Here is a 19,148-nt window from a genome sequence, read left to right as displayed (position 1 = left end):
TATGATGAGCTGGATATAATTTAGAAGTTAAATATGGTACCAAAAGTCGGACTCGAACCGACACGGGGTCGCCCCCACCAGATTTTGAGTCTAGCGTGTCTACCAATTCCACCATTTTGGCACAAAAATGCGTTTATGGTGCACTGGGCGAGACTTGAACTCGCACGAGTTGCCTCACCACCCCCTCAAGATGGCGTGTCTACCAATTCCACCACCAGTGCTTATGCCCCTCCTTTTTGATTAAGCCAAGAACGGATTGCTGTAAATCGCAATGATTGCAAAGACCAAAGTATAGATGACCTGTGCTTCAATCATCGCCATCGCAATGAACATGGTTGTCAAGAGCTTACCACCCACGCCCGGATTGCGCGCCGTGCCGGTGATGGCAGCTGCTGCGGCATTCCCCATACCAATGGCACCCCCGCAAGCAGCCACCCCCAAGCCCACGACAGCCCCCACGACAGAGTAGGACTTAATCATATCCACCCCGCTAAAATCTGCCCCAAAGGCCAGTCCTGCCATCGCACAAAAGAAAAGCACAAAAAACTTCATCACCAACTCCGATTTATTATTTTCCACTATTCCAAGTCGTTCTTAGAAAAGGGGATTATTGCATGCTTAAGCTTAATTTTCAAGCCAAATCTAGGTCTATTTTATGGCTTTGGGCGTGGATTTTGACAATTTTACAAGTAACCCTGCCCCCCTCGTGGAGAAAATCCGCACTCAAGCCCCTTTGCTCCCAGCAACTCTTGTGCAACAAGCTCTCCCCCCCTCTAGGCAAGCGCACAAAAGCCCCAAAATCCACGATTTTTTTGATCTCCACCTCTACGATCTCGCCAACATGGTAGGGTGGGCTCTGTGGGCTCTCTTGTTGCACCAAGTCTAAGATGAAGTGTTTAGCCCCTAAAATCCCCTCTGCATGCGTGCCCTTGATTTGGATTTGCCCACTAGCTTTGTCTAAATCTATTTGCACTTGGAAACGCTCGATGATCTCTTTGATCGTTTTGCCCGAAGGTCCAATGACCAAAGCGATTTTTTTAGGCGTGATGTTAAAGCTTTGCAAAGTGGGTAAGATTTGGGTGTTTAATACAAGGCGCTCCCTAGCCTCTTGCATGCGATCCAAAATGGCAGAGCGTGCCTTTTTAGCGTGCTCTAAAATTTCTTGGAGCCAATCTAGGCGGATACCTTGTAATTTGGTGTCCATTTGCATAGCCATGATCCCCTCTAAGCTCCCTGCGATCTTAAAGTCCATATCCCCATGCATGTCCTCTAGGGCACTAATATCGCTTAAGATTACATGTTTATCGCCCTCTAAAATCAAGCCCATCGCCACGCCCGCAACAAGGGCATGCACACCCACCCCACTGGCACACAAAGCCAAAGACCCCCCGCACACGCTCGCCATGGAGCTAGACCCATTGGACTCTAAAATTTCAGAAACAAGCCGTATGACTTGGTTTTTATCTATAATGCTGCTCTCTAGGGCGCGTTTGGCTAAGTTGCCATGCCCAAGTTCTCTACGGCTGGGTGCGCCCAGTGGAGTTGCCTCCCCCACGCTAAAGGGGGGGAAATTATAATGGAACATGAATTTTTCTTTAGTGAGGGCTTTATCATCTAAATGTTCGCGGATTTTAGCATCGCTCTCTAAGCCCAGCGTGCAAGTTACTAGGGCTTGGGTGTGCCCACGGGTAAAAAGCGCGCTCCCATGGCAATGGGGTAAAATATTAGTTTCAATGCTAATGGGGCGGATGGTGTCTAGATCGCGTCCATCGGGGCGTTTGTGTTGCTCTAAAATCTGACCCCTAATAACTTGAGCTACATAGCTACTCAGGGCACTTTGGATTTCTTCAAAAACATAGCCATGCCCTTTTTGTTCTAAATCCAAAGCGATTTCATAGGTGAGCATAGCCAGTTCGGCATGCCGTTCGCTCTTAGCCATTTGGGCGGTGATTTCCAAGACTTGGGGGTGAAAATGCTCGTGGATGAGGGCTTGTAATGCCTTGTCTTCTTTGGGCTTAAACTCTAGGGGCAGGCTGGGGGGGTTGCGCAAGGGTTCAAAGCTATGGGTGTATTTTTGGCAAGTCTCTTGGATGCGTTGGTGGGCGCAGGAAAGCACTTCTAAGAGCTGATCTTCTGGGAGGGGGTGGAAGTGTTGCCCGCATGCTTGCATTTCAATCATCAATAACGCCTCCACACTCCCGCAGACATATAAATCTAGGGTGCTCTCTTTCATGGCTGACACGCTGGGGTTAAAGACATAGTTATTGTCAATTTTACCTACCCGCAGGGCACAAAGGGGGGCATTGATGCCCATGTTAGCCAAATAAAGCGCATTGCTAGCGGCATTAAGCGCACACACTTGCAAATCGCTTTGTTGATCGTGGCTGAGGACTAAAAGGGTGATTTGGGTGGGGTAGGCGTAATTTTTGGGGAAAAGGGGGCGCAAGGAACGATCGATGATGCGTGAGGTGAGGGTTTCAAACTCGCTCATCTTGCCCTCGCGTTTGCTAAAGCCCCCCGGGAAACGCCCAATGGCATACGATCTTTGGCTATATTGCACGCTTAGGGGTAAAAAATCTGTTGTAACGGGGGTTTTATCCACCACCACAGCGGCTAGAATGATTGTCCCTTGATGTTTATACCAAAGGGAGCTGGTGGCTTGGCGGGCGGCGTAATCTGTTTTAAATTCTTCATTTCCAATTTGGATTGTGGGCATGGTTCTCCTTAGTTGATATTTTTCATGGAAGCGTTTAAAATGTCTTCGATTTCTTGTTGTGTGATGCTAATGGGGGTTTTGTAGTAATGTTCGATGGACACAAAGTATTCGGGCCGATAGACGCTCACCACGCCATCACAAAGGGTCGCTAAACGCGTGGCGACATCTTTGGGGACAATGGGCGTTAAGACATAGATATTTTTAGATAATTTAGCCATGCAGGTTTGAATCGCCAAATTAGCCGTGATGCCTGTTTCAATCCCATGATCGACAATGAAGACGCTTTTATTCCCCAAAGACTTAATGGTGTTGCCTTTTCTGAATTTGTAAATCCTAGACAAAATTTCTTCCTCATAGACTCGTTTAGCCTCGCCATAGACATAATCTAGGGTGATTTCAAAGGAATTGATGAGGTTTTCATTCATGATAATGTCCATGCTCTCACTCACCAAAGCGATCTCACATTCTCTATTGAGCGGAGCATAAATGGGCGCGCTAAAGAGAAAATCAAATGTCGTGCCTAATTTTTGGGAGAGCACATGGGCAAACTTGAGTCCATTTAAACTAGTGGCTAACACAATGGCGTTTTGGGTGTCTAAGTGGCGGATCATCACTTCATTGATGAGTTGTGATAATGCATCTTCTTGGCTAGCAAACATAAAATCATCGACTAAGTTTCCCATATTACCTCTTAAGTTGGCGGTAGGTGATGTTGGTTTTGGTGATGGGGGAGAAGTCTAGGGTTAGCTTGATGTAGTTGTTTTCATAGACTCGCAGAGGATCATTAGGATTACTGGTTAAAACAGGTCTTCTTTGATTGACAAATTCCAAGCCCACCCCAAAACAGCGAATCTTTTTGAAAAGCCCAACACGCCAATTCAAAATCACATTGTTTTCAATGTCATACCCCACAGACGCATTCAGAGCAAACCATCTAAAATCATTGCTCAAGCCCGCTTTTAAATAGTTGGAAGTGTTCTGGACGATTTTGTTGATCCCATTGTCATTAAAATTTTTCTTCACATAGTAAGAGATGTTAGCACTCAAAAACTTACGGGTGTAGTTTGCGTTGATCGACACCTCATCGATGCTGTTATAATACCACGAATAAAACAAAGTCCCGTAAATGTCCAAGCCTTTTAAAGGCGAAAAGCCGATTTTGGTTTCCATCGGGGTGCGTGCGATTGAAATTTGATCGTCAAAATCCAAAGATTGGGAGATACGCCAATACAAGAGCTCCTGTCCGCCCAAGCCATAGAGGTATTGCGTGAGATTCAAATAAAGTTGCTTGCTGGAGGGGTTGCGCGCCACAATGCTAGAGGGATTCCACACCGCATCGTAAATTTGCCCGCGGTAATCATAATCACTCAAGGTGTGCCCGGAGGCGGTGGCGACAAAGTTATTACTGGCTTGCGCGCTCATCACATACATTTGGTTATTAAATAGCCCATCAGTATAGGTGTAGTAAGCCCCGCTAAGCACTGCTTGTAACTGGATGGTGTGTAAAAACTTATTGTATTCTCTGGCTAGATCGGTGTTTAAATAGAGTGCATAACTACTTGAAAAGTAATTCCCAAATTCCCTAGACACGCCCTCAATATTGGGGACATAGCTATGTTTGGTGTTCATGATCGCCACATTCCCCGCACTGACACTATTCCAAATGCCTACAGACAAGTATTTTTTAAACAAGGAAAATTGCATCCCCAAAGGCACAGAGATTGAATTTTGCACATACCCATAGCCCACCTGACGCACGATATTATTGAATTGGTAATCTAGGGAGTAAAGGAGGTGTTTCCAGCCCAAAGGGGCTAAATACTTGTGGTATTGCAAATTGGGTAAGGATTGGAAGGTGGTGTTATTGTTGATCTTGTTGAGGTTTAAAAAGTATTTGAGATAAAAGCCATAAAAATGGTTATTGGTTTGGACATAGTAGTTCCCACGGGACATGTGGGTCGCATCCGTGATGCGTTTATTGACCTTTTCAAAACGCACATAGTCCAAATCGTTCATGTAAAGAAAATCCAAATAAAAGGCGTTGTCTAAGGGGTGGTGCAACTTAAAATATTTTTGCAAAGTTTGGCGGCTAGCGTTCATGGTTTCAAACCCAAAGACATTTTGGTTTCTCAGATCGTAAAGTTTGGTGTATTTATCATAGTTGTAAAAATAACGCATGTTGAATAAAAACTTGTCTTGGTGGGAATTGATGACTCTAGCTTGGAAGTTGATTCCCAAACCCCTTTTAGATCGAATCTGGGGGGTGAAAGTCATATCCCATGAATCTTTGGGCGCGACATAGACGGGCTGTAAATAAATAAAGCCGGCTAGATTGGAAGTCCCAAATTCAGGGTATAAAAGCCCGCTAGCCCGCTTGGTGCTGGTGGAAACAAAGACATAGGGCAGATAAAGGACTGGAATGTTCCCCAAAAAGATTTTGGAATTCCACAGCGATAAATGCGACTTGGTTGCATTAAAATGCCCCGAAGAAGCCCGGACATGCCAGATGGGGTTATCAATGCTGCACCCGGAGGTGGTGAGATTTTTAATGTGGTATTTGTCATTGTCAGCATGGGCGATGTCGGCACTAATCCAAATCCCCGTAACGCTATCTTGCACATAGAAAGGAAAAATGAGCTCATATTTTTCATTGAGCTTGATTTTCACATGTTCGCTTTGCACCAAGAGCCCCTCACCCCGATACACCCGCACATGCCCCTCTAAAGTGGCTTCTTTCTTTTTGGTGTCATACACCACTTGATCGGCTAGGATATAGACATCGTAGTTGAGTAGAATCGCATGCCCGCTAGCCGTAACAATATTATTTTTGGCTTCCACATGGTCTGCCATGAGTTCAAAAATCTTGTGGTTTTTCTTATCAAATTTTTGCACAGCCACTTGTTGCTTACTCTGTGCTAAGACCCACAGCAACGCCAACAAAAGAAAAAAGCGCAACACCATTCATTTCGTTACAATAACAAGGGTTTTGGCATGCCTGTCATGGAAAGCCCGCCCAAATTTATCTTTGGAAAAAAAGGCGATGGGGTAGAAAAACAATAACTCTTTGAATAACCAACGCTTCAATCTAGCACTCAAGGGGGGTTTATCCCAAGTTTTCAAGGCAACCACACGCAAGTGGAACACAAATTTACCAATAGTGGTCCCCAAAAAACCCATCAAGAGCATTTCATAAAATCCATGCACCACCACGCATAAAAGCAAAAAACGCAAGGATAAATAAGACTCCAGCAACTGCCCCAAATGCAACGCCGATAACCAACGCACATTCAAATCCCATGCCAAAAACCCCACCCACAACAAATCCACCAAAAACGCCCCCAACCTCCATGTATAAGGAGCGATCACCAAGTGCTCTTTATAGAGCACCTCTTCTATTTTTTGCTCGTCCATAATGATACGCCCATTAAAGCGCGCCAATATCCTCTCTAAATTGCATGCCCTCAAACTGCACTTTTTTAACCAAACCATAGGCATGGTTTTTAGCCTCTGTGAGAGATTTGCCCTTACCCACACACACGCACACCCGTCCCCCAGAGACCACAAACAAGCCATTTTCTTGGGCGATTTTACCCAAATCCAAATGCCCGGTTTTTTCATCAAAGGGATCGATATAAACACTCTGCCCTTGTGAGATTTTATAAGGGTAATCTTTGGATGCTAACACCACGCCTAGGGAATGTTGGTGGTGTAGTTCCAAGTGTAAATTTGGCAAAGTGCCCGCAATCGTGGCTTCACACAGATCCAAAAGAGGGGTTTTAAGCAGGGGCAAGAGCACACTACATTCCGGATCGCCAAAACGCACATGGCACTTCAATAAATAAGGCTCTAATTGCCCCTCTGTTGGCACCACCATGATTTCTACAAACAACACACCCACAAAGGGCGTGCCCTGCCTAACCATCTCATCTAAAATAGGCGTAACAATGGTGGAGGCAATTTTTTGCTTGAACGCCTCATCGCAAAAATGGGTGGGGGCAAAGGCTCCCATCCCCCCCGTGCGGGGTCCATTGTCTGAGAGTTGCTTATAATTTTGGCATGGAGGCAATAATAAAAAATCTTGGTGGTGTGCCAAAGCCAAGATCGAGAGCTCAAAGCCCTCCAAATATTGCTCCACCACAACCCTAGAGTGTTTTTCTTGCACAAAAAAGCGTTCTAAAGCCAGCTGGGCTTCTTGTGCGTTTTTAACAATGACGATGTTTTGAATCAAGTCATCTGGTCCTATCACAAGCGGGAAATGACAATCTTGCACCTGTTCTCTGGCTGTGTCGTAGTCTTGTGCAATAAAAAAAGGGGAAGTGGGGATGTTTAAATTCAAGGCTAAATTCTTGGTAAAACTCTTAGAGGCTTCTAGGATACTCACCTTTTGGCTAGGTCCAAAAACTTTAATTTCTGCTAGGGCTAATGCATCGCTTAGCCCCTCGATTAAAGGCTCTTGAGGCCCAATCACCACCAAGTCAATGTGTTTATCTGTAGCAAAACGGATAATTTCTTCATGATTTTCTAATGCGATATTTTCGCCAATGCTCTGTGTGCCCCCATTGCCCGGAGAAAAATAAATATCGCCTATACGGGCATCTTCTCTAAATTTACGCCCCAAAGCATATTCTCTAGCACCACCCCCAATGATTAGAATCTTCTTTTTCATTCAGTCCCTATTTTATCAATCCACCCAAACGACCGTTACTATTCTTGCGTAGTTCAAAGAAGCTACAACCTAGGCTAAGAGGGTTCTCTTAGGTGGCAGATTCTACCAAAGAAAATACCAAATCACACAAAAACCACTACAATTAGCCTAATCTAATGAATAAAAGAACTTGCCAATGTTAGAAACACGCATCGTCCAGGCATCTTTACAATGCTGGAGTCCATTATAATTGAAATTTGCTTAAGCTATCACCATAAAAAACACGGCTCAAAATAAGACCCTCTGGAGCTAGGGGCATGCGATAGATATGCCTTTTAAGCCCAATTTGATCGCTCAAATCTGATAAGCTCATTTTGCCCAAACTACATGCCAAAGCCGCCCCCACCATCAAGCGCACCTGTGCCCTTAAAAAGGCATTGGCCTCCACAACCACCACGACACAGGGCAAATTACAGATCGCATGACCATAACAAGATGCCTTGTAGATCGTGCGGATCGTGCTTTTAGGATCGCTGCCTTGTTTGCAAAAATACCCAAAATCATGCGTGCCCACAAATAAATCTAGGGCTTTTTGCAAATCATGCAAGCTCCCATGTGGGTGGGGGGTGATGTAGCGGGTCAAAAAGGGGTTGGGCACTTTGGGGGCTAGGACATAGCGGTAAGTTCTTTTGAGTGCCCAAAATCTGGGGTGGAAGTCCAGCGGGGCGGGGCTGATGGCCTTACAAACAATGTGGGGGGCAAGTTTGGCGGGCAGATAATGGGCTAATTTGGCACAATCTATGGGCAAGTGCGTGGCAAAGGAGATCACTTGGTGGCTGGCATGCACGCCCCTATCAGTGCGCCCCGCAGCCAAAATGGGGCTAGCAATCCCCAAACTCAAAAGGGCTTGTTCTAGCTTGCCCTCCACACTTGGCAAACCCTCTTGTTTGGCAAACCCGCAAAAGGCACTCCCATCATAGGCGAGCACCATTTTAAAGCGTTGCATCAATAAAAACGCACAATGATGCGCCTATAGAGCGCATACGACCCCAAGAGCCACACGATGGGCAAAATCGCAACAAAAATCAAGGGGGCATCTTGGCTAATCACATGCATGCACAAAAAATAAATCCCCACAGCCAAGAGCACATAAATATAAGAGAGATTTTTAGAAAAACGCGGATTGGCAATCCCAAAAGTGGGGATGAGAAAAATACTAGCCAAGGGGAAGAGCGCAACCAAAATAGCTTGGGTGAAACGCCTTTTTTGGTTTTTGTTTGCATCTTTGCCAAAAGCACTTTTCCAGTAGCCAATGTAGTCATGGGAGTGCAAAAAGACCGGATTTTTGCTACTAGAGGAGGCGATTCTATTTTTTAAAATGAGTTGCCCAAATTGGACCTTGCGTAATTGATCTTTTTGGGCAAAATAGGCATTCCCATGTTCTAATTGGAGTTCAAACACGCCCTGCTGGTTTTTGATCTGCCCTTGTTTGGCAATAATAAAACTCTCTAGGGCTAACCCCTTGTGTGAAAACAAAATCACATCATTAAAGATATTCCCTTCATTGCTCCCAATATAAACCAGCCAATCGCCCAATTTCTGCCCAAATTCGCCCGGGTGGATATTCACATCGATCTTTTCTTTCTTAGCCTGAATAAAGGAATAATACGCACTCTTAGAAGCGGGGACCAAAATTAAAGAGAAGATAAGCAAAACCACGCTCACAAACAAACACAGAGGCAAAAAGGCTTTCACCAAACTTTTAGGCGAGATACCCAAAGAAAAAAAGACCAAGAGTTCATGGTCATAGGAGAGCCGCGCTAATCCAATGGCACACGCCCCAAAAAAGGTGATGGGGATAATGAAAAAGATCGTCCCGGGCAAGGAGTAGATGTAGAGTTGCACCAAATCCAAAAAACTCAATTTGACCACTAAAGTTACGCTGGCAATGCCAATGAGCATCACAATCGAGGCGATGAAAAAGAGCACCAAAAAGAAAGAGAAAAACACTTGTGAGATGGCATAAAACATATAGGATTTAGCCATCTGCATGGACAACTCCTAAGAGGTTAAACACCCCGTTCAATCCCATCTAAAATGGGCACAAATAAGCAACGATCCAGCACCTGATCCACCACCAAAACCCCGCCTTTTTTAATAAAACGGGTGATCTTTTGGGCTTGGTTGTCCAAAATGGGAGCCACTAAAATACCCCTCTCTTCAAGTTGATCGCTGAGTGCCGCAGGGATACTATGCGTGCAGGCAGAAAATAAAATGCGATCATAGGGGCCATACTCGCTCCAGCCAAGTTGCCCATCTCCTAGCTTGGTGTGGATATTGGTCGCCCCCAGTTTTCTAAAGCGTTTCTTAGCCTCCACCAAGAGTTTTTCAATGCGCTCAATGCTGAAGACTCGCCTAAAGAGTTTGGAGAGCACCATGGCTTGATACCCGCTCCCACACCCAATTTCTAAGACACTATCCGCCCCTTGAGGCTTTAAAAATTGGGTCATCTTAGCCACGGTCAAAGGGGAGCTAATGAACTGATCGGCCCCCATTGGCAAGGCATCCAAGCTATAAGCTAGCTGTTTAGAGGGGACAAATTCCTCGCGATTGATCGCACAAATGGCGTTTTTAATGGACTCTTCTAGGTTAAAGCGTTGGGCGATCGCCTCGCACATGTGTGCGTTCTTAATTTGGAACACTAAAACCCTTCAAAACTCAAACTGCCCTTAGAGTAATTGCTCACTCTAGCCTCAAAGAAGTTCGATCGGTGGCTATTAAAATTAGCAAACTGATCCACCCATTTAAGGGGGTTCTTGGTGTGATAAAGTTTGGGCAAACCCACAACGGCTAAACGCGTATCAGCCAAGTATTCAACATACGCCCTAAGCGCTCTGGGGTTGAGATCCAAAATCTCGCCTTGCGTGATATAAGCCCCCCAAGCACTCTCCAAATCCACCGCTTCTTTAAACATGGCGATCACTTCTTCAATGAGATCGGGGCTAAACAAATCTGGACGCTCTTTTCTCAAAGAATTAATCATATTTTGGAACAAACTCAAATGCGTAACCTCATCTCTTTGGATAAAGCGGATCATCTGTGCCGAACCTAGCATTTTACCCCCCCTAGCGAGTGCATAAAAAAAGCTAAACCCGCTGTAAAAATAAATGCCCTCCAAGATTTGGTTAGCAAACAAGACTTTTAATAAATTACGCTCCGTGTGATCATGGGCTAAATCCATATACACCTGTGCCACGCAGTCATTTTTATTTTTCAACGCCTCATCGGTGCGCCACATTTCATAAATTTCATCGCTATTAGCGCTAATGCTCTCCACCATGACCGCATAGCTATGGCTGTGCAACGCCTCTTCAAAAGCTTGGCGCACCAAGCATAAATTAATTTCTGGGCTGGTGATGAAGGGATTGACATTGTCAATTAAATTATTGGTTTGCAAGCTATCCATGAAAATGAGCTGGGCGAGCGCGCGATCGTAGCCGATTTTCTCTTGCTGGGTGAGCTTGAGGTAGTGGTTTTTATCCCCATGCATGCTCACCTCCTCAGGAAACCAAGTGTTAGTCAGCATGGTTTTCCAAAGCTTAGTAGCCCATGGGTATTTAATTTGGTTGAGATCAAACATGCTCGTGGGGTTGCCTCCAAAGATTTGGCGATCCTGTGCGCGTTCTGTGGAGTGGGGGTTATAAATTTTTTTACGCCCTAAGGTCTGTTTTTTCATCAATGCCTCTTATCACAATTTGGAGGGCGATCATACTTTAAAGTAGCTGATCCCTACATAAATAGTTTTTTTTCAGTGGTTTTTAAACTTATGGGGGGTAGAATGACGACTTTTACAAGCGGAAGTGGCGAAATTGGTAGACGCACCAGACTTAGGATCTGACGCCGCAAGGCGTGGAGGTTCGATTCCTCTCTTCCGCACCATCACCCTAAAATCTTTTGGCGCACCACCCAATCATAAAGTCGATCAGGCAAGCATTTTTTAGCCCACACCAATAAATGGGCGTGTTTGCCCACCAAATAACGCGTTTTGGGGCGGGGGGCTTGCAAGGCTTGCAAAATGCATGCCGCGATCACTTGGGGTTTTGTAGCCCTTTGGTAGGTTTGCTTGTAAAAGGCACTAGCCTTTTGGCACTCCACATCATAGGGGCTCTTAGGATCGGGGGTGTAGGCATTCAGCGTGCCTTGATCCCATTTGGTCTCGATGGCCCCGGGCTCAATGAGCACCACCTGCACCCCAAAGGGGATGAGCTCGGCGCGCAAACAATCGCTATAAGCCTCTAGGGCGTATTTGCTGGCATGGTACCAGCCTAAAAAAAGCGTGGTGGATCGCCCCGCACTGGAGGCAACATTGATGATCTTGGGGCTAAGATGGGTATTTTGGCGCAAGGTGGGCAATAATAAAGAAGTGAGTTGGGCGATGCTAAACAAATTGACTTGGAAAAGGGCTTTTGCCTGCTCTAGGCTATGTTCCTCCAAGCTCCCTAGCAAGCCATAGCCGGCATTGTTGATGAGCGCGCTAATTTGGGAGTCTCGATTCAAAATCTTGCCAACCACCTGCTTAACCTGTGCTTCATCGCTCAAATCACAATCTAGGCGCACACAATTAGGGTGTTGCAATACCTCTAGGGTGCTCACTTTCCTAGAGATCGCATAGAGTTTATAGCCTTTTTCTAGCAATAACAAGGCACATTGCAACCCGATTCCACTGCTCGCCCCTGTTAGCACCACGCTAGCCATGTTGTTTCCTCAAGTATTGTTCCCACGCATAGGCACTAGAAACAATGTTTTTTAGGTCGTCAAACTGGGGTTTAAAGCCAACCTCTAAGATTTTGGCATTGTCAGCAATCAAAGAGCTTGGATCGCCTGCACGCCTGGGCGCAATTTGCACCTTAAAATCCACCCCAGAAACTTCCTTAACTTGCTCAATCACCTCCAGCACGCTATAACCCCGACCATAGCCCACATTGTAGATGGCACTTTGGCGGGTGTCTAGCAAAGTATTAAAGGCTTGCACATGGGCTAGAGCGAGATCGTCGATGTGGATAAAATCACGCACACAAGTCCCATCGGGTGTGGGGTAGTCATCCCCAAAAATGTACATAGAGGGGCGTTTGTGTGTGGCGCATTCACAGGCAACCTTGATTAAGTGGGTGGCATTTTGGGCGCGTTGCCCCAAGCCAAAGGGGGTTGTGTAGTCATTAAAATGAGTCGCCCCGGCGACATTAAAATAGCGCAAAATTGCGCATGAAAAATCCTCTGCTAGGCTGGCATCTAATAACATGCGTTCTGCCATCATCTTAGAAGCCCCATAAGGGTTGATGGGATTTAAGGGGGCTTGCTCATCTACGGGGCGATCGCTGGGTTCATAAACGGCTGCACTGGAGGAAAATACAAAATGCTTGATGCCATGCTGGATACAGAGCCTAACTAGATTTAAAGTGTTGTGCGTGTTGTTTTCATAGTAATCTAAGGGCAGGCGTGTGGATTCTTCTACGCTGATTTTGGCTGCAAAGTGCAACACGCCTAAGATGGGGTGCTTGGCTAGCACTTGGCTTAATGCATGCGTGTCGTTTAAATCCAGTTGTGCAAACTCCACCCGATTAGGGGCGTAATTTTGCAAACTTTGCAAATGAATTTGAAAGCCCGTACTCAAATTATCCACAATGAGCAGAGAATAGGGGGTTTTTTCTAAAAACCAACGCGCCACGCCCGAACCAATATACCCACAAGCCCCAGTCAAAAGCAACATAGTGATCCCTAAACCATTTTAACCCGATATTATCTAAAATCCACTAAAATAACGCCATTTTGAATCAAGGAGCTCCTATGGGAAACACGGAAGAGTTAGTGATGGACACCACCGCTAGTGTGGGCGACCCTAGACAGCTGGTGATGTCTTTTTTGGTTACCCCCACGATGGTGAATTTTAACAATGTCATGCACGGGGGGGAGTTGCTTAATCTCTTGGATAAAGTCGCTTATGTATGTTCCACGCGCTATTGTGGGTATGGCACGGTTACCCTGAGCGTGGATCGCGTGTTGTTCAAACACCCCATCCCCATCGGGACTTTGGTTACCTGCTTTGCCAGCGTGAATTATGTGGGTACTAAGAGTTGTGAGGTGGGGATCAAGGTGATCTGTGAGGATTTTAAAACCAAAGTCGCCACCCACACCAATAGCTGTTACTTTACGATGGTGGCGATGAAAGATGGCAAAACCATCGCTATGCCCCCCTTCACCCCCCGCACGGACAAAGAAAAAGAGCGTTACGAAAGGGCGATTAGACGCAAGGAAGCCCTTAAGAGCACCCAAAAGACGGCGTTGAAAAAATAAGGCAAATCCAAAATATCTAGGCTAGGGATTGAGGCGAATCCCGACCCCAAAGCGGTTAGAGAAGACATCGTATTCGTAGAGTCCATCTCCATAGCCATTAAAATACTGCATGTAAAGCCCGACAAAGCGACTGATTCTGAAGGTATAACCGATACGAATCGCCCCATGCCAGCGTTTGTAGCGCCAATATTGCGTGAAAATGTCATAAATGCGCATTTCAAAATGATGCCGCCCCCGCCTATAGTCAATAAAAGCGTTCCCATAACCCATAAAATCAATCAAATTCGGGTTGGATTGGTTATAAGGGATATAGGGCCAGTAAGCCACTCTAATTTTGAGCCCCCCCTTTTGCCATGTGAGTTTGAATACGGGGCGCTGCCCGGCACTCACTGAGCGACAACCCCCATCAAGCCCTCCTTGCTGGACAATTATTTGCTTATTCTCTTCTGTGATATGCACAGGTGTCCCCGGAAAGGCATCAGTGGGATTCCCATTTTTAAAAGGCTGGTAGCACTGCCTGCCCCCAATGCCATTAGAAATATGTTGCCAACCAATCCAAAACTCACTCAGACGCCCCATCTTTTCGGTGAAAAAGGGGATATTGAGCGGATAGACATAAATGAGCTCGGGCATGTAATTGACCATGCGCATGGGCGCGCTTTGGGGGTTGTTATAAATTTGGAACCAGTTGGTTTGGGTGTAGGCTAAATAGAGTGTGCCGGTGGTGAAGAGAAAATGCCGGATAACCGGGACTCTAAAACTCACTTGGAATTTAAATTCGGTGCTTTGGTAGCGGTTAATGCTGGGGAAATACCACTGGTAAATGGGGGTAAAGCTATGGTAAAAGGGCATAAAGTAAGTCCCACGGTATTCCATAATATCCAAGTATTTTTTAGCAAAGTCGCTTAAGATATTGACTTTTTTGGGCTTTCTGGGGGGCACACTCCAAGAGTCTTTTAAGCCATAAAACCATGGCTTGTAAAAATCTGGGTACTGAGGACCGGTTGTATAACCCTTGTGGGCTAATTGCGAGGGGCTTAGGCGGTTATTAGCCTCCTCACCCCCTAAAAAACAAAGATAAACACAGCCTGTTAGGAAAACCCTACGCATGGGCTAACTTTTCTTAAGTTGTAAAAATAAAATGAGGATCATCACCACCGGTGCCACAAAACGCACGCCAAAAATCCACACCTGAAACCCCAAACGGGTTAAAAAGCGTTTGCTGGCTTTATAAATGCGTTTTTGATCTAAGACCCACCCTAAGAAAACCACCGAGAACAAACCCCCCAAGGGCATTAAGACAGACGAGGCGCTAAAATCTGCCCAATCAAAAATGTTCCTACCCCCAAAGGTGAGAGCGGATGCATAATCTTTGTGGATTGACAAGATCACCAAAATCCCCACAAAATAAATCCCTAGACCCACTAAAAAACAAGCTTTGGCGCGACTCCATTTCAAGTGATTCATCAAGTATAGGGCTACGGGTTCTAGCATGGACACCGTGGAGGTGATCCCTGCAAAGATGAGGGCTAAGAAAAATAAAAAGGCAATGATCGAACCGGCTAAGCCCATTTGATAAAAGATCAAAGGCAAAGAGATAAAGACCAGCCCCACCCCCTGAGAGGGCTCCCCATTGAAGTTAAAAATGAAGGTGAATATCATCAACCCGGCAATTAAAGAGATGGCAATGCCGGGCAAGACCACCCATAGCGAACTGCCTAGCAAGTTTTCATCAGACTTGGTAAAAGCCGCATAGGTGGTGATCGTGCCCACCCCTAGACTCAAAGAGAAAAACATCTGCCCCAACGCATCTAAAAACACCCTTAGGTTAATTTTGCTGGTATCAAAGACAAACATATAATGCATGGCTTGCGAAAAGCTAGGTAGAGTCATAGCATAAACAAGCAAACCGATAAAAACAAGAAACAACAAGGGCATCAGCCACAAGCTCAGTCGCTCAATCCCCTCTTTAATCCCCTTAGAAACAATCCAAACGGTCAGCCACAACCACACACTAAAGCCCAAAATCTGCCAAAATAAATCCTCAGAACTCAAGTGCGCAAACGCCTCTTTAGACATTGCCAAAGAAGAGGGCAGATTAAAGCTCACCTTGATCAAGTAGTAAAACACCCAGCCTAGCACCACCGTGTAAAAAGACAGAATAAGAGGTCCGCCTAGCAAAAAGATCGCGCTAAACCCCCAAATTTTCTTGTGCTTGGTATCTAGGTGTTGGTAGCAAGAAACCACATCTTTACGCCCCAAGTTGCCAATGATCATATCAGCAAGCAACATCGTAATCCCCAAGCTTAGGGTTAAACCCAAATAGAGCAAGACAAATGCCCCGCCCCCATTGCTCCCAGCCATGTAAGGGAAACGCCAAATGTGCCCTAGCCCAATGGAGCTCCCCAAAGTAGCTAAGATGAAACCTAACTTTGAAAAACCCATGCTAGTCCTGCAAAATTTTCACAGCCCAAATCACCAAAATCACAATAGGTGCGATGAACTTGAGCAAGAACACCCACACAGCAAACATCCAGCGGCTCAAAAAGTGCAAACTCACTGCATAGAGTTTTGTTCTGCTCACCACCCAGCCCACAAAGAGCACAGAAACCAACCCCCAAAAGGGCATTAAAATCGAGGTGGAAAAAAAGTCTGCCAAGTCAAAGAGGCTTTTGCCAAAAAATTTTAGATGAGTCCCATACTTGGCATCCAAAGAGAAAATGAGCACCACACCGATGACAAAGACTATCCCAGTAAGCCCCCATGTCGCTTTAAAACGCGAATAATTCTTATCCACCAAATACTGCACGGGGGGTTCTAAAAGGGCAATGGTGGAGGTGATCCCTGCAAAGGCTAGGGCGCATAAGAACAAAATAGACACCACGCTCCCCATTATGCCCATCTTAGAAAACACCACAGGTAAGGACACAAAGATCAAGCCCGCCCCTTGTGAGGGGTTAGCCCCATATTCAAACACAAAGGTAAAGATCATCAAGCCCGCCATTAAAGAAATGGCAATCCCGGGCAAGACAATCCACACCGCACTTTTGAGCAAATCCTGTCTGCGGTGTGTTGATGAAGCATAGGCGATGTTGATTCCAATGCCCAAACTCAAGGCAAAGAACACCTGCCCTAGCGCGCTCACAAAGACCTTTTGATTAAACTCTGCTAAACGAATCCCAAACATAAAATCGAGGGCTTTTTTAAAGGAAACCTGCGTGGAGGCATAGATAAGCAAGCCTATAAAGATGATGAATAAGAGGGGCATTAAGACAAAATTGAGTTTCTCAATGCCATCTTTAACCCCCCTAGAGACCACCCAAGCGCTGAGTAAGAGGGTGATAGCAAGCCCGATAATCTGCATGCCAACAGAATGCTCTAAAAGATTGGTGAAAATCTGTTTTGAGGCTCCAATATCTGTGGGCAAGTTGAAACTCACCGCTCCTAGATAGTAAAACACCCAGCCTAGCACGATCCCATAGAAGGTCAAGATAATGGGTCCAGTGAAGAGCATCAGCCCCGCATAACGCCAAGTTTTGCGCTCAGGATTAGGGTCTAGCTCTGCAAAGGCAGCCGCGACATCTTTTTGGGTGCTCTGGCCAATCACCATTTCAGCAATCAGCATGGTAAGCCCAATTGTGAGTGAGAGGATCAAAAAGAGAATCACAAACCCACCCCCACCACTGGTGCCTGCCATGTAGGGGAAACGCCAAATGTGCCCGAGCCCTATTGAACTGCCTAAAGCAGCTAATACAAACCCTAGTTTTGAAAAGCTATTCACCAAAACTCCTTTCTCTTGATATTAAAAAAGTGCTCATTCTAGCACAAAAAAAATTAAGGTTTAATATATCTTTACAAAATCATGCTAATTGTAGAGATTTTATCCAAAAAAGGGAATCTATGCGTCTGCGGGTTTATTATGAGGATACCGATTGTGGCGGGATTGTCTATCATGCCAACTACTTTAAATATTGCGAACGGGCTAGAAGCGAGGTGTTTTTTAAAGCGCACTTGATCCCCCAAGACCAAGAATGCGCCTTTGTGATTCAGAGCTTACAAGCCCAATTTAACGCACCGGCCATGTTGGGCGATAGTTTGGAGGTTAAAACGCAACTTCTAGCCCTTAAAAAGGTGAGTGTATCCCTCCAACAAGACATTTTTAAGATCACCCCCCAAAAACCCGAATTGCTTTTTAGCATGCAAATCAAAATCGGCTTTATCCACCTCCCCACCAAAACCCCCACACGCATACCCCCTCACTTTGTAAGGCTTTTACATGGACTCCAATAAACCCCAAATCACCTACCCCACTTTGTGGGAATACCGCTTGATTACCGATGATCCTAGAGCCCTTCTAGAACAACTCCCCCAAATTTTGGGCAGGCAAGACTACAAAGCGGATTTAAACCACATGAGCACACATGGCAAATACACCAGCTTGCAACTCTGCTTAGAGGTGCAAAGCCAAGAGGAACGCGATCGTCTTTTTAGTGCCCTTAGCACCCATGCGTTTGTAAAATGGGTGCTTTGAGAGTGGGCTTTTCTAGCGGCGGCAAGGCTAAAGAGAGATTAGAAATGTCTAGGTAGTAGAAAATATCCTTGTTATTTTCATAGCCCGTAATGATGAGTTGCCCCCTAACAAAGGCCAATGCACTGGGGTTGTTAATGGCACTGGGCAAACCATAGACATCGATGATGCGCCCATCTAAAGGGTTAATCACCAAGAGGGTATTATATGCCTTGCTGAGCGCAAATAAACGCCCTTGGTAAAAGGCTAGCCCAGCAATATAAAACTCGGAGAGCGAACGCCCCTCTTTGAGGGGGTTATTGCTGGAGGTCTGCACCACCCGCTCAAAACCCAAGCCCAAATCTTGATCGAGCATGCCAATTAAAATCAACTGCTTGTAGCGTTTGTTAGGCACGGTGAGCATGTAGGTGTAAGTCCCATCACTGCGCGCACTCAGCACATAGTAAGTAGAAGCACGGCTTGTTCTTAAGCGGTTGCGCCCGATCTCATCAAAATGGTGTGCGCCTTGTAAGAAATTGGGGAAATTATTTTTTGCTTGGGGGTTATACAAAACATCCACACTGCTTTTATTAGCCCCCATCAAGCGGATCACATTCCCCACCATATTTGCCCCGACAAAATTTTCCACCGATACAGAATAATCCTTATCCAACACCAAATGTGCCAACACCTTGTTTAAATCTTGATTGACAATATAAAGCCCCTCTTTTTGGGTGCTCACCAAAAAAGCGTTTTTGAGGATCGCATTGTGTCCGGCAAAGGTATCGGGCGAAAAGCTAAAGGGGGCGGGTTTGAGTGCTGGGGCGCACCCATCAGTCTCTTGTGTATTGCCAAGAGGATTAGCAGGCATGGCAAGGGTGAGGCTAGAGGGGCTAGATGTTAAAGGTTGGAGGGGATCAGATGGGGGG

Annotated in this window: 18 protein-coding genes, 3 tRNA genes and 1 pseudogene; 4 read left to right on the top strand and 18 right to left on the bottom strand. The window is 45.7% G+C overall.

What is annotated here, in order from left to right:
* Nucleotides 1-34 precede the first annotated feature (34 nt).
* The 12 genes from C5684_RS03825 to C5684_RS03770 form a co-directional block, all read right to left on the bottom strand.
* Nucleotides 35-121, bottom strand: a tRNA-Leu gene (locus C5684_RS03825).
* Nucleotides 122-136: 15 nt separating this feature from the next.
* A tRNA-Leu gene (locus tag C5684_RS03820) sits at nt 137-221 on the bottom strand.
* Between the two features lie 19 nt (nt 222-240).
* Nucleotides 241-552, bottom strand: coding sequence for a F0F1 ATP synthase subunit C (locus C5684_RS03815; protein ID WP_034581476.1), 312 nt, complete (start codon nt 550-552; stop codon nt 241-243).
* Nucleotides 553-631: 79 nt separating this feature from the next.
* Nucleotides 632-2,716 carry a polyribonucleotide nucleotidyltransferase gene (locus tag C5684_RS03810; RefSeq protein WP_104639464.1) on the bottom strand — a complete coding sequence of 695 codons (2,085 nt, stop codon included), beginning with the start codon at nt 2,714-2,716 and terminating at the stop codon, nt 632-634.
* A gap of 8 nt (nt 2,717-2,724) precedes the next feature.
* The gene (locus C5684_RS03805; RefSeq protein WP_006015901.1) at nt 2,725-3,399 is read right to left on the bottom strand and encodes a phosphoribosyltransferase; all 675 of its coding nucleotides are present in this window, start codon (nt 3,397-3,399) and stop codon (nt 2,725-2,727) included.
* Nucleotide 3,400: 1 nt separating this feature from the next.
* On the bottom strand, nt 3,401-5,677 hold the full coding sequence (locus C5684_RS03800) for an LPS-assembly protein LptD (RefSeq protein WP_104639463.1): 2,277 nt from the start codon (nt 5,675-5,677) through the stop codon (nt 3,401-3,403).
* A complete protein-coding gene (locus C5684_RS03795; protein ID WP_104639462.1) occupies nt 5,678-6,154 on the bottom strand; it encodes an RDD family protein in 477 nt (158 codons plus the stop codon).
* Nucleotides 6,141-7,382, bottom strand: coding sequence for a phosphoribosylamine--glycine ligase (gene purD / locus C5684_RS03790; protein WP_104639461.1), 1,242 nt, complete (start codon nt 7,380-7,382; stop codon nt 6,141-6,143). The genes C5684_RS03795 and purD overlap by 14 nt, the downstream gene beginning before the upstream one ends.
* A gap of 223 nt (nt 7,383-7,605) precedes the next feature.
* Entirely contained in the window at nt 7,606-8,367 is a 762-nt protein-coding gene (gene truA / locus C5684_RS03785) for a tRNA pseudouridine(38-40) synthase TruA (RefSeq protein ID WP_104639460.1), read from the bottom strand.
* Entirely contained in the window at nt 8,367-9,407 is a 1,041-nt protein-coding gene (locus tag C5684_RS03780; RefSeq protein WP_233708648.1) for an LptF/LptG family permease, read from the bottom strand. The genes truA and C5684_RS03780 overlap by 1 nt, the downstream gene beginning before the upstream one ends.
* A 23-nt stretch (nt 9,408-9,430) precedes the next feature.
* Complete coding sequence (locus C5684_RS03775; protein ID WP_104639458.1) at nt 9,431-10,063, bottom strand: protein-L-isoaspartate(D-aspartate) O-methyltransferase; 633 nt, start codon at nt 10,061-10,063, stop codon at nt 9,431-9,433.
* The gene (locus C5684_RS03770) at nt 10,063-11,097 is read right to left on the bottom strand and encodes a ribonucleotide-diphosphate reductase subunit beta (protein ID WP_104639457.1); all 1,035 of its coding nucleotides are present in this window, start codon (nt 11,095-11,097) and stop codon (nt 10,063-10,065) included. Before C5684_RS03770 ends, C5684_RS03775 begins: the two co-directional genes overlap by 1 nt.
* Before the next feature lie 118 nt (nt 11,098-11,215).
* On the opposite strand from C5684_RS03770, the gene C5684_RS03765 reads away from it, so the two are divergent.
* A tRNA-Leu gene (locus tag C5684_RS03765) sits at nt 11,216-11,300 on the top strand.
* Here C5684_RS03765 and C5684_RS03760 read toward each other — a convergent pair.
* The gene (locus tag C5684_RS03760; protein ID WP_104639456.1) at nt 11,301-12,116 is read right to left on the bottom strand and encodes an SDR family NAD(P)-dependent oxidoreductase; all 816 of its coding nucleotides are present in this window, start codon (nt 12,114-12,116) and stop codon (nt 11,301-11,303) included.
* Nucleotides 12,109-13,128 (bottom strand): UDP-glucose 4-epimerase GalE, encoded by a 1,020-nt coding sequence (gene galE, locus C5684_RS03755; RefSeq protein ID WP_104639455.1) that lies wholly within the window; start codon nt 13,126-13,128, stop codon nt 12,109-12,111. The genes C5684_RS03760 and galE overlap by 8 nt, the downstream gene beginning before the upstream one ends.
* Before the next feature lie 77 nt (nt 13,129-13,205).
* On the opposite strand from galE, the gene C5684_RS03750 reads away from it, so the two are divergent.
* Nucleotides 13,206-13,712 carry an acyl-CoA thioesterase gene (locus tag C5684_RS03750; protein WP_013890943.1) on the top strand — a complete coding sequence of 169 codons (507 nt, stop codon included), beginning with the start codon at nt 13,206-13,208 and terminating at the stop codon, nt 13,710-13,712.
* 21 nt (nt 13,713-13,733) lie between these two features.
* Here C5684_RS03750 and C5684_RS03745 read toward each other — a convergent pair whose 3' ends face one another.
* Genes C5684_RS03745 through C5684_RS03735 form a run of 3 tightly spaced genes read right to left on the bottom strand, consistent with a single transcriptional unit; the run spans nt 13,734 to nt 17,496 of the window.
* Nucleotides 13,734-14,822 carry a phospholipase A gene (locus C5684_RS03745; protein WP_013890942.1) on the bottom strand — a complete coding sequence of 363 codons (1,089 nt, stop codon included), beginning with the start codon at nt 14,820-14,822 and terminating at the stop codon, nt 13,734-13,736.
* 3 nt (nt 14,823-14,825) lie between these two features.
* Entirely contained in the window at nt 14,826-16,157 is a 1,332-nt protein-coding gene (locus C5684_RS03740) for a sodium-dependent transporter (protein WP_013890941.1), read from the bottom strand.
* Between the two features lies 1 nt (nt 16,158).
* Nucleotides 16,159-17,496, bottom strand: a complete 1,338-nt coding sequence (locus tag C5684_RS03735; protein ID WP_199764485.1) for a sodium-dependent transporter — start codon at nt 17,494-17,496, stop codon at nt 16,159-16,161.
* A 116-nt stretch (nt 17,497-17,612) separates the two neighbouring features.
* Here C5684_RS03735 and C5684_RS03730 point away from each other — a divergent pair, with 116 nt between their 5' ends.
* Both C5684_RS03730 and C5684_RS03725 read left to right on the top strand, forming a co-directional pair.
* Nucleotides 17,613-18,002 carry a YbgC/FadM family acyl-CoA thioesterase gene (locus tag C5684_RS03730; RefSeq protein ID WP_013890939.1) on the top strand — a complete coding sequence of 130 codons (390 nt, stop codon included), beginning with the start codon at nt 17,613-17,615 and terminating at the stop codon, nt 18,000-18,002.
* The gene (locus C5684_RS03725) at nt 17,989-18,243 is read left to right on the top strand and encodes an HP0495 family protein (protein WP_013890938.1); all 255 of its coding nucleotides are present in this window, start codon (nt 17,989-17,991) and stop codon (nt 18,241-18,243) included. The genes C5684_RS03730 and C5684_RS03725 overlap by 14 nt, the downstream gene beginning before the upstream one ends.
* On the opposite strand, the pseudogene C5684_RS03720 reads toward C5684_RS03725, so the two are convergent.
* Nucleotides 18,209-19,148, bottom strand: a pseudogene (locus C5684_RS03720) (disulfide bond formation protein B); the annotation flags it as partial. The gene C5684_RS03725 and the pseudogene C5684_RS03720 sit on opposite strands and share 35 nt — an antisense overlap.

Source organism: Helicobacter bizzozeronii, from assembly GCF_900196775.1.
Lineage (GTDB): Bacteria > Campylobacterota > Campylobacteria > Campylobacterales > Helicobacteraceae > Helicobacter > Helicobacter bizzozeronii.
This window is presented reverse-complemented; position numbering and strand designations above follow the sequence as displayed.

Excerpts from the sequence above, each read along its gene's own strand:
- C5684_RS03815 (WP_034581476.1), bottom strand. The coding sequence starts at position 552 with ATGAAGTTTTTTGTGCTTTTCTTTTGTGCGATGGCAGGACTGGCCTTT.
- C5684_RS03810 (WP_104639464.1), bottom strand. The coding sequence starts at position 2,716 with ATGCCCACAATCCAAATTGGAAATGAAGAATTTAAAACAGATTACGCC.
- C5684_RS03805 (WP_006015901.1), bottom strand. The coding sequence starts at position 3,399 with ATGGGAAACTTAGTCGATGATTTTATGTTTGCTAGCCAAGAAGATGCA.
- C5684_RS03800 (WP_104639463.1), bottom strand. The coding sequence starts at position 5,677 with ATGGTGTTGCGCTTTTTTCTTTTGTTGGCGTTGCTGTGGGTCTTAGCA.
- purD (WP_104639461.1), bottom strand. The coding sequence starts at position 7,382 with ATGAAAAAGAAGATTCTAATCATTGGGGGTGGTGCTAGAGAATATGCT.
- truA (WP_104639460.1), bottom strand. The coding sequence starts at position 8,367 with ATGCAACGCTTTAAAATGGTGCTCGCCTATGATGGGAGTGCCTTTTGC.
- C5684_RS03780 (WP_233708648.1), bottom strand. The coding sequence starts at position 9,407 with ATGGCTAAATCCTATATGTTTTATGCCATCTCACAAGTGTTTTTCTCT.
- C5684_RS03770 (WP_104639457.1), bottom strand. The coding sequence starts at position 11,097 with ATGAAAAAACAGACCTTAGGGCGTAAAAAAATTTATAACCCCCACTCC.
- C5684_RS03760 (WP_104639456.1), bottom strand. The coding sequence starts at position 12,116 with ATGGCTAGCGTGGTGCTAACAGGGGCGAGCAGTGGAATCGGGTTGCAA.
- galE (WP_104639455.1), bottom strand. The coding sequence starts at position 13,128 with ATGTTGCTTTTGACTGGGGCTTGTGGGTATATTGGTTCGGGCGTGGCG.
- C5684_RS03750 (WP_013890943.1), top strand. The coding sequence starts at position 13,206 with ATGGGAAACACGGAAGAGTTAGTGATGGACACCACCGCTAGTGTGGGC.
- C5684_RS03745 (WP_013890942.1), bottom strand. The coding sequence starts at position 14,822 with ATGCGTAGGGTTTTCCTAACAGGCTGTGTTTATCTTTGTTTTTTAGGG.
- C5684_RS03740 (WP_013890941.1), bottom strand. The coding sequence starts at position 16,157 with ATGGGTTTTTCAAAGTTAGGTTTCATCTTAGCTACTTTGGGGAGCTCC.
- C5684_RS03730 (WP_013890939.1), top strand. The coding sequence starts at position 17,613 with ATGCGTCTGCGGGTTTATTATGAGGATACCGATTGTGGCGGGATTGTC.
- C5684_RS03725 (WP_013890938.1), top strand. The coding sequence starts at position 17,989 with ATGGACTCCAATAAACCCCAAATCACCTACCCCACTTTGTGGGAATAC.